This window comes from Holdemanella sp. DFI.5.55 (assembly GCF_020593575.1).
GTDB classification, from domain to species: Bacteria; Bacillota_I; Bacilli_A; order Erysipelotrichales; family Erysipelotrichaceae; genus Holdemanella; species Holdemanella hominis.
Genome location: NZ_JAJDMK010000101.1, coordinates 1 through 5655, shown reverse-complemented (window position 1 = coordinate 5655; position 5655 = coordinate 1). Strand labels below are relative to the sequence as shown.

Here is a 5655-nt window from a genome sequence, read left to right as displayed (position 1 = left end):
TCTATCCAAAAAATTAAATCAACCAATAACAAATTATTATCTAACAGATAAACAAATAAAAATGATGCATACTTGATAATCAAATATCGAGTGTTGCACCATTTTTTACTATTCAACCTCTAAAGTCAGGTACTATACTATCTAAAAACCATTCATGCCATAAAGGAATACACAAAATTTCACAATCTTCTGAAATGTATTTAACATTGTTTTTTATATGCATCATATTAAATGATTTGTAATTGTTTGAACATTTTATATACTCCATTATCATCTACATCATCGGCAATATAGGTTGCTTTTTGCTTTATTTCATCGTTTCCATTTTTCATGGCAATCTTTATATTACAGGCATTAAACATAGGAAGATCACTTGAAGAATCACCAAAACATATAGATTCTTTTTTATCTATATGTAAATAGTCCAGTAACTTATTGATAGCAAATTCTTTACTGATTCCTTCGGGACTGGTATCTCCATAAAGGGCAAGTTGCCCTTTTCCACCCCAGGTTCCCACAACCATATCCTTAAACTCTTTCACGGCATCCAGATAATCTTGATAACTATTTAATACAAATGCTGTCTTGTTTACATCATCTCTATATTTTGATGTCATTTTTCTAAAAGCTGGGTTTATTGGTGCATTTACAACTGATTTATTATTACCAAATGCATATTTCATACGAGCCTGTACTGACTTTTCCATATAATCATCACTGATATATATGCCACTGTTACACTCAAATCTATAGGCAAGAGATCTTGAAATACACCAATCTGTAAAATGTTTACATTGAACATAAGTTAATGGTTTATGAAATATTTCTGTGCCTTGTACTTCAATATAATTTCCATTTCCTCCAATAAAACCATCCAATTCAAAATCAAAATGTCTTTCCAGTATTTCCTGTTTAGAACATCCAGTACACAAAAATACAAAATGCCCATTTTTTCTTGCTGCGATAACCGCCTCTTTTGCTGATGATGGTATTTGTGCTTTATAATTAATTAATGTCCCATCTACATCTAAAAACAATATTGCCATATTCACAACTCCTGATAAAAAAGATGTTCTATGATTTCCGAACATCTTTTCTATTTTTTATTCAATTCCTAAATCTTTGCCATTAGTACCAATGACCGTTTTGTACCAATTGTAACTCTTCTTCAGATATCTGTTTCCTGTACCATTTCCTTCATCATCCAAATCAACGTAGATGATGCCGTATCTCTTTGACATTTGTCCTGTACCATTAGAAACAATATCAATAGGACCCCACATAGTATATCCGAACAGATCAACACCCTTTTCAATAGCTCTTTGCATAGCCTGAACATGTTTTCTCATGTAATCAATACGATAATCATCATTAATTACATTACCTTCCTCTACCGTGTCAATAGCGCCTAATCCATTTTCAGAAATAAATAATGGCTTCTGATATCTGTCATATAAATCCTGTAAAGCCAGCATTAATCCGTCTGGGTCAACTGACCATCCCCATCCTGTCTTTGGTAAATATGGATTTACAATACCTTCAAGTGTATTTGTATCAATAATCTTTTCAGCAGCTTCAGTCTCTTCAGAAGATACTACTCTGCTTCTGTAATAAGAGAATGTAATGAAGTCTACAGGATAAGAAGCAATAATTTCTTCATCTCCCTCTTCAAAAGTGATTTTGATATTATTTTCTTCAAAATACTGCCAGATATAATCCGGATACTTTCCTCTTACCTGAACATCGGAGAAGAAATACTCTTTTCTCTTTTCTTTTTCAGCAGCAATAACATCTTTTGGGTTACATGTGTAAGGATACACTGTCTTGTACGCAATCATCGCCCCAACTTTAGCATGGTTAGAATGCTGGTGAATATACTTTACTGCAAGTGCACTTGCTACAAACTGGTGATGTGCTGCCTGATACATTCTTTGCAGCAGATTTTCGCTGTCAGGATAAATACATGCAGCATCCCAACAGATAGGTTTTACAGCCGCGTTACCAATTTCATTAAATGTCAGCCAGTAATCAACAACATCGTCAAGATTATCAACAATCGTTCTGACAAACTTCATATAAAACTCAATAAATTTACGATTATCCCATCCACCATATGTGTCTACTAAATATAATGGTGTTTCATAATGAGAAATAGTAACCATTACTTTCATTCCAAGTTCATGACAGTATTTAAACATATCATGATAGAAATCAAGTCCTTTTTGATTAGGAGTTTCTTCTTCTCCAGTCGGATAAATTCTGGCCCAGTTGATAGATGTTCTGAAGATATTAAAATTAGCTTCAGCCATCAATTTTAAATCACTCTTATAGGTATGATAGAAGTCAATGGCCTTATGAGTAGGATAATAATCTGCATCTCTTCTCAATCCTCCAAAAAAACCTCTTGCTTTAATGTCAGCAGTAGACATTTGTTTGCCATCTTCTAGATAAGCACCTTCACATTGGTTAGCAGCTACTGCACCACCCCATAAAAATCCTTCAGGAAATTCCTTTTTTACTTCTTTATTTAAAAATGCCATATTATTCTCCTTCTTTCTTATATTCAGCTACTATTGTTTTTCCTTTTTTTGCATATCCATCTGTAGTGAAACTCATTTTCTTCTCACAACCAGGAAAAATCATCATTGTTGTCAGATCATATCCTTCCTGTTTCAAATCATAGGAATTCATGCGAATGATTTTATCCCCTCTGTGGACTGTTGTGCCAGCATCTACAAACTTTTTAAATCCAACACCTTGTTTATTTACAGTATCAATACCGATATGTACCAGTATTTCTACACCATCTTCATTTTTCATTCCAAATGCATGCATGGTAGGAAACAACATTGTGACCTCTCCATCACATGGAGCCACAATTACATCATCGTCAGGCACAATGGCAACACCGGTTCCCATCATACCTTTAGAAAACACATCGTCATTCACTGCAGTAAGTGGAATGATTTTCCCACTTACCACAGCTGCAAAATCATTTGTGTTTTCTTCTTTTTTTGAAAACAACTTAAACATACTTATTTGATGCCCTTTCCATCATATAAAACATAAGTGCATAGAAATGAGACCACGAAGGAAACAGCAACACCCGCAAGAATTGCTCCCATAGTTTTTTCAAAAATAACTACACCAAGGATAGAAGAATAACCCATTGCAAAAGCTTTAGCACCCATAAACCCGGCAACAGCACCACCAGCAATACCACCAGCTACAATACTAATCATCGGTTTTTTCAAGCGAAGACTAACACCGTATAATGCAGGTTCAGAAACACCGGAAAGCATAGCACCGATACCAGCTGATAATGCAGTTGCCCTAAATTCTTTATCTTTAGTTTTTAAAGCAACAGCACAACAGGAACCACATTCAGAAATGTTATGTAAAATCCAACCAGGTCTGAACACGTTATCATACCCAGTACGAGAGAACAATTCCATCATAGGAGCTACAGGCAACATATTTACACCCATCATAACCAAGAATGGCTGAGCTGCGGCAATAATACCCGGAGCAAATCCACCTACATGTGCTTGTAACCAGATGATACCTGCGACAATCCAAGAACCAACAATATTACCAATAGGACCTAATGCTAATACAACGATTGGAAAACCAATTAAGAATACACATAATGGAGCAAATACACTTCTGAATAATCCAGGAATTACTCTGTAGAAGAATCTTTCCAGATATGCACATAGAATAGCTGTAAAAATACCTGGAAGTAATGTACTACCATAGGAAGCTAAATGTACAGGAAGTCCAAACATTGTAGTAGCTTCTCCGGCAGTCATAATAGTATTAAAATCCGGATATACCAATGTCAGTGCAATTGCCATTGAAAAAGCAGGATTGGATTTTAAAACTTTACTTGTACCATATGCCACTAATACAGGCATAAAGTAGAATGGTGCACTGGACATGAAGTTAAGCATTGTATATGCTGTAGAACTTGCTACTGATGGGATGAAGTAACTCAGTAAAGAGAGAATTACTTTCAGCATACCTGCTCCATATACCACAGTAATGAATGGTGTCAGTGACTGAGACATAAATGTAATTGCTTTTTCAAAATAATATTTGAAATTCTTCTTCTCATTACCAGATACAAGATTTTCATCAAGATTCTCATTAATTGGAGCTTCTGTCTGTACTGAATAATTTTTTTCAAGATTATCAAATACAGGGAATAAATGTTCACCAAGAATAATCTGGTACTGCTGATTTCCATAAACCACACCTAATACTCCAGGTAGATTTTTAATTTTCTCATCCTCTGCTTTATTTCTGTCATTCAAATATAGCCTTAAACGTGTTACGCAGTGTGTAATTGTTTTGATATTTTCGACACCACCTACATATTCCACTATCTGCTTTGTCAAATTATCATAATCTATTTTAGCCATTATTATTGTCCTTTCTTTGTAACTCATACAGCCTTACAATATGAATCATTAAATAAATACAATCTTCATCAGTACATCTGTAATTAAACTTTCCATTAATAAATTCACTGATTTCATGAATACACCTGTCAACTCCTTCATACTTCGTGACCAATTGACCGAATATATTAGTAACTTCAATAGAACCGTTAGAAGTTTGATGACTGACAATTCTGCTTAAGAAAAATTTCAGGTGAATAATGTACCTTGAATACGCTAACGAATCTTCATCTATCTGATTTCCAAGATATTTCATTGTGATATTCACAATACTGTTTACGCCTTCGAGCAATTCTCTTGTTTCAATATTTGTTTTTTCTTGAGACGCCACAATCAGATGGAAAGCAATAGATGTTGCTTCATCTTTTGGAAGATCTACATGCAGAGTTTCGTTAATATATTGAATAGCACACTTACCTACTTGGTACTCATCTTCGTAAAATCTCTTAATCTCTTCATTAAACAACTTTGAGGTATTATTTCCCTCTCTGAATTGTTTAACACTGAAATCAATATGATCCGAAAGACTGACAAGTAAGTTGACATTATATTTTTGATTCAATGTTTTAGCAGCATAATCAATAATATGTTGTGATACTTCAATCACTTCGAAAGGCACTTCTTCAAATAAAGTAAGATTTAAATTTTTCTGTCTGTCCAGATAAATATATGTCTTCATAATTTCTTCAGGATAAACAATATCATTCTTGCTTTTTTTAAACCCAAGTCCCTTTCCTATCGCTATCATTTCACGGCCGTTTGAATCTTTAACGATAACAATATTATTGTTCACTACTTTAAATGTCCTGTACACCTGTTTATCTAACTTGAGCATGATTCTCCTCCCTTAATACAAATTAAAAAGGCAAACTCAAACATTTAGTTTACCGCCTCAGATAAACTAACGTAAGAATTTGCCTTAATAGCTTAGATTAAGTAACAAGTCTTAATTTGTATTACACCGTAAGTATAGCCGGTACCGCTTTCAATGTCAACAGTATTCTATATTTTTTTCTGGTTTTGGAATAAAAATTCAGAAACATAACAATACATACGGGAGTTTAACACTTGCTCATAGCTAAAATAGCCAAATGTCGTTTATGTACGTCTTTTTTTTCGTCAAATTTTTATTTTTTACCCGTCTTTAGAGGTTTGCACCATGAATGTTTAGAGGCTATTCTGAGAAAAAGTT

Annotated in this window: 5 protein-coding genes; all 5 read right to left on the bottom strand. The window is 34.0% G+C overall.

Annotation, left to right across the window (positions count from 1 at the left end; genetic code table 11):
• Positions 1-227: 227 nt before the first annotated feature.
• From LJE08_RS12585 to LJE08_RS12565, 5 genes are read right to left on the bottom strand one after another with little or no spacing between them, the layout of a single operon-like run.
• Positions 228-1046, bottom strand: coding sequence for a Cof-type HAD-IIB family hydrolase (locus LJE08_RS12585; protein WP_227403405.1), 819 nt, complete (start codon positions 1044-1046; stop codon positions 228-230).
• Positions 1047-1103: 57 nt separating this feature from the next.
• On the bottom strand, positions 1104-2540 hold the full coding sequence (locus LJE08_RS12580; RefSeq protein WP_106988920.1) for a glycoside hydrolase family 1 protein: 1437 nt from the start codon (positions 2538-2540) through the stop codon (positions 1104-1106).
• 1 nt (position 2541) lies between these two features.
• Complete coding sequence (locus LJE08_RS12575; RefSeq protein WP_004797835.1) at positions 2542-3033, bottom strand: PTS glucose transporter subunit IIA; 492 nt, start codon at positions 3031-3033, stop codon at positions 2542-2544.
• A 2-nt stretch (positions 3034-3035) separates the two neighbouring features.
• On the bottom strand, positions 3036-4424 hold the full coding sequence (locus LJE08_RS12570; protein WP_117816331.1) for a PTS transporter subunit EIIC: 1389 nt from the start codon (positions 4422-4424) through the stop codon (positions 3036-3038).
• The gene (locus LJE08_RS12565) at positions 4417-5298 is read right to left on the bottom strand and encodes a PRD domain-containing protein (protein ID WP_004801002.1); all 882 of its coding nucleotides are present in this window, start codon (positions 5296-5298) and stop codon (positions 4417-4419) included. Before LJE08_RS12565 ends, LJE08_RS12570 begins: the two co-directional genes overlap by 8 nt.
• Positions 5299-5655: the final 357 nt, after the last annotated feature.

Coding starts and splice junctions, on each gene's coding strand:
- LJE08_RS12585 (WP_227403405.1), bottom strand. CDS start 1,046: ATGGCAATATTGTTTTTAGATGTAGATGGGACATTAATTAATTATAAA.
- LJE08_RS12580 (WP_106988920.1), bottom strand. CDS start 2,540: ATGGCATTTTTAAATAAAGAAGTAAAAAAGGAATTTCCTGAAGGATTT.
- LJE08_RS12575 (WP_004797835.1), bottom strand. CDS start 3,033: ATGTTTAAGTTGTTTTCAAAAAAAGAAGAAAACACAAATGATTTTGCA.
- LJE08_RS12570 (WP_117816331.1), bottom strand. CDS start 4,424: ATGGCTAAAATAGATTATGATAATTTGACAAAGCAGATAGTGGAATAT.
- LJE08_RS12565 (WP_004801002.1), bottom strand. CDS start 5,298: ATGCTCAAGTTAGATAAACAGGTGTACAGGACATTTAAAGTAGTGAAC.